This window comes from Streptomyces sp. NH27 (assembly GCF_056859195.1).
Map to the genome: position 1 here is coordinate 1 of NZ_JACEGK010000716.1, position 3,044 is coordinate 3,044.

Annotated in this window: 2 protein-coding genes and 1 pseudogene; 1 reads left to right on the forward strand and 2 read right to left on the reverse strand. The window is 70.6% G+C overall.

Features of this window, described 5'->3' with window-relative positions; translation table 11 throughout:
* Window positions 1-28: 28 nt before the first annotated feature.
* The gene (locus AC13HU_RS34850; protein ID WP_483046002.1) at window positions 29-934 is read right to left on the reverse strand and encodes a hypothetical protein; all 906 of its coding nucleotides are present in this window, start codon (window positions 932-934) and stop codon (window positions 29-31) included.
* Window positions 935-1,205: 271 nt separating this feature from the next.
* Between AC13HU_RS34850 and AC13HU_RS34855 the strand changes: the two genes are divergently transcribed.
* A complete protein-coding gene (locus tag AC13HU_RS34855) occupies window positions 1,206-1,772 on the forward strand; it encodes a GNAT family N-acetyltransferase (protein ID WP_483046003.1) in 567 nt (188 codons plus the stop codon).
* On the opposite strand, the pseudogene AC13HU_RS34860 reads toward AC13HU_RS34855, so the two are convergent.
* A pseudogene (locus tag AC13HU_RS34860) lies at window positions 1,769-3,044 on the reverse strand (hypothetical protein); the annotation flags it as partial. The gene AC13HU_RS34855 and the pseudogene AC13HU_RS34860 overlap by 4 nt on opposite strands.

The window sequence follows — 3,044 nt, forward strand, 5'->3', positions numbered from 1 at the left end:
GGGGGTGTGCTGGGGTGTTGGGTGCGGCTCAGCCGACGGTCGCGAAGAGCTCGTCGACCGTGCTGAGCGTGAGGGTGCGGGCGAGCCACAACTTGAGCGTCTCGTGGTCGCGCTGACTCATGATGAGTGAGCGGGCCTCGTCGGACACGGGGATGCCTTTGTGCTGGAGCGCCGTGAGCAGCCCTTCAGTCAAGCCTTCGGCGAAGCCTTTGGCCCAGCCTTTGGCGTACCCCGCCTGGAGAGCCTCCTCGACGAGAGTTCCGTGGCCCGGGAAGTAGGTCCCGTTCTTCATCGGCTTCCTCCAGTTGTCCCGTGCCGGGGTGCCCCCCAGGCCGATCTCCAGCATGGTCGAGTAGTACTTGTACGATTCGGCGTCCGCTGTGCCGAGGGCCTGTGCCAGGGCTTCCAGTATGGCCGGACTGTCCGGGTGCCGACCATGTGTCATGGCCGAGAACGTGGCAAGGGCCAGGTGTTCGGCTGCCTTGTCGGCGTCCGTGATCACCGGGACGTTGCCGGGGCCCAGCGAGAGCGGGTGCACGGAGAGGGCGGACCAGCCGCCCCAGCCGTGGCGGAAGGGGCCGGCGGCCCATTCCGCGGTCGCCTTGTCCTGGCAGACGACCAGCAGCGGCGTCGGACAGTCGTATTTCGCACCGAGGTATGACAAATAGTATGCCCAGCTTGAGGGCTTCTTCTCGTCGCGGCGCCCCTGTGCCTCGATCGCGAGGAGCAGTCCGTTGGAGCCGTCGTCCGGTTTGAGGTGCGGCACCGTGTCCACGCGTCGCTCGACCGGCAGGATCTCCGTGACGTCCGTCGGCAGGACCTCGATCACCGGCTCGTGCGGAATCCGTACGCCGAGGATGCCGAAGACGGGGGTGAGGAGTTCCGGGCGGTCCTGGAATATGCGATGCGACGCTTCGTGTCCGGAAGTAACCATGGAGTGACCGCATGGGACTCGTTCGGGTGCAATCCAGCGATCGGGAATTGATCGCTCGATGGAGTGATTTGACACGATGAATCAGCCAACTCTCTGACTGAAAAGAGCCGAAGGGAGCCCAAGTGGAGCCTTGTTGGGAGCGGAGTTCGTACAACATCCGCACAGGGCCCACGTGTTGAGGGCACGACCTTCACGGGGGCGTCGCAAGTGAAGCGCGTCACCCCGCCCCGGATGGGGGAACCTATCGGGCATCTTGCGCGTCCATGTACCCATGAGCACCCCGCACACCACGATCCGGCACGCCTCGATCGAGGACTTGGACGAGATCTGTGGAGTCCACGCCCGCGCCAGGGCCACGTATTACGGGGGACATCTGGCGAGCGAGGTGTACGGCGGGCCGGCCGAGTTGGAGCGGCTGCGGGCGGGGACCGCGCAGGCGATCACCTCGCGGGAGCAGACCGTGCTGTGCGCGATGCGGCAGGACCACCTCGTGGGGTTCGCGGTGCTGGGCGCCCGGTTCGACGGCGACAAGCTGTTCCACTTCCACATCGACCCCGAGGTGTGGCGCACCGGCACCGGCACCGCGCTGCACCAGGCGTGCGTCGCCGAGTGGCAGGCCGCCAAGATCGCCTCGGCCCGCCTGGAGGTCTTCGCCCCGAACGCCCGCGCCCGCGCCTTCTACGTCAGGCAGGGCTGGGAGGAGGACGGGCGCGAGGACGACCACGCGACGATGCGGCTCCTGCTGGAGCAACTCCCTACGCCGACGCCGGCCCCGATGCCCAGCCCGGCTCCGATGCCCAGCCCGACGCCCTCCCCGGCGCCCTCCCAGTCGTCCTAGTCGTCGCCGAGCGGGGCCAGCGACGTGCCGTCGGTGAGCCGGGCGGTGAGCGTCGCACGGGTGCCGCGCGCGGCCGGGGTGGAGAGGAAGGGCCCGTCCGACGTGGCGTCGACCCCGCTGGTCGCCTTGATGGACGCGATGTCACGGCTGCCGGCCGCCAGCAGGTACCAGTGGTCGGCGGGCGACTTCCACATCACCCCGGCCATCACATGCTGGTTGAAGCGGCTGCACGCGTTCCCGTCCGCCTGCTGCCCGGCAAGCGTGCCGAGTTCGGCGGTCTTCGCGGCGGGCGGCACGAACTGCACCAGCGCGATACCGGGCCCCCGCCACGTGTCCGCCCGGTCGCACGTCCATGACGCGTCGCCCGCACCCTCGGGCAGCGCGGTGTCCGCGAACTCCCAGTTGTCGACGGCCTTCACGCCCTGCCCGCGCAGTTCGGCCAGCCGGCACGCGCTGTGCGCCCAACTGGCCAGCGCCTTCGGCCCGGTCGCCTCCACCGGCGGCGCCGCGTCGCCCGCGGACGGCGGCGGGGTGTACGTCAGGTGCACCGGCGCGAGGTCGCCGAGGTCGGTGAGCAGGAAGGAGTGCTTCTCCGCGATCGAACCGGAGGAACGCAACTGCATCGCCGGCCACGTCGTCCCGCACGCCGCCGAACCGGTGGCGCCCGCAGGCGCGTTGGAGCCCGGCATCGGCACCGGGTCGGTCACGCCGTCGGAGGAGCGGTGCAGGTCGGTCCCGGCCTGGTCCGGCTTGAACAGGTCCCGGATCCGGGTCTGCGCCACCCACGGCGCCGTCAGGAAGCGGGCGTTGCCGTCCACCCGGTCCACCAGCACCGCCGCCGACGTGGTGAGATCCGCGTCCTCGGCCTGCGCGAAGTCCAGCGCGGCCCGGCCGGAACCGGTCTTCGGCTGGGCGTAGCGCACCACCCGCAGCCCGTCGTAGAAGATCACCACGGTCGCGGCGTCCTCGTCCCCGGCGAAGAGCAGTTGCGGCGGCTGCGAAGGCCCGGTCCTGGGGGTGCCCGGGGTGGAGCTGACGTCCACGGACGTCCCGGGGTTCGCCCACACCGCCAGCGCCCGGCCGAGCAGCGCGGTGTCCTTCGTACGGTTGCCGCGCGCGGGCCAGGCCGAGAAGTCCAGCCGGGCGGTGGCCTTCCACTGCGTGGCCGGCACCTTGACCAGCGCGGCCGGGTCCAGCGCGTGCGGGTCGGCGGCGGGCGTCCCGGAGGCGGCGTAGTGCTGCGACGAGGAGCCGCTGCCGGCGATCGCGAAC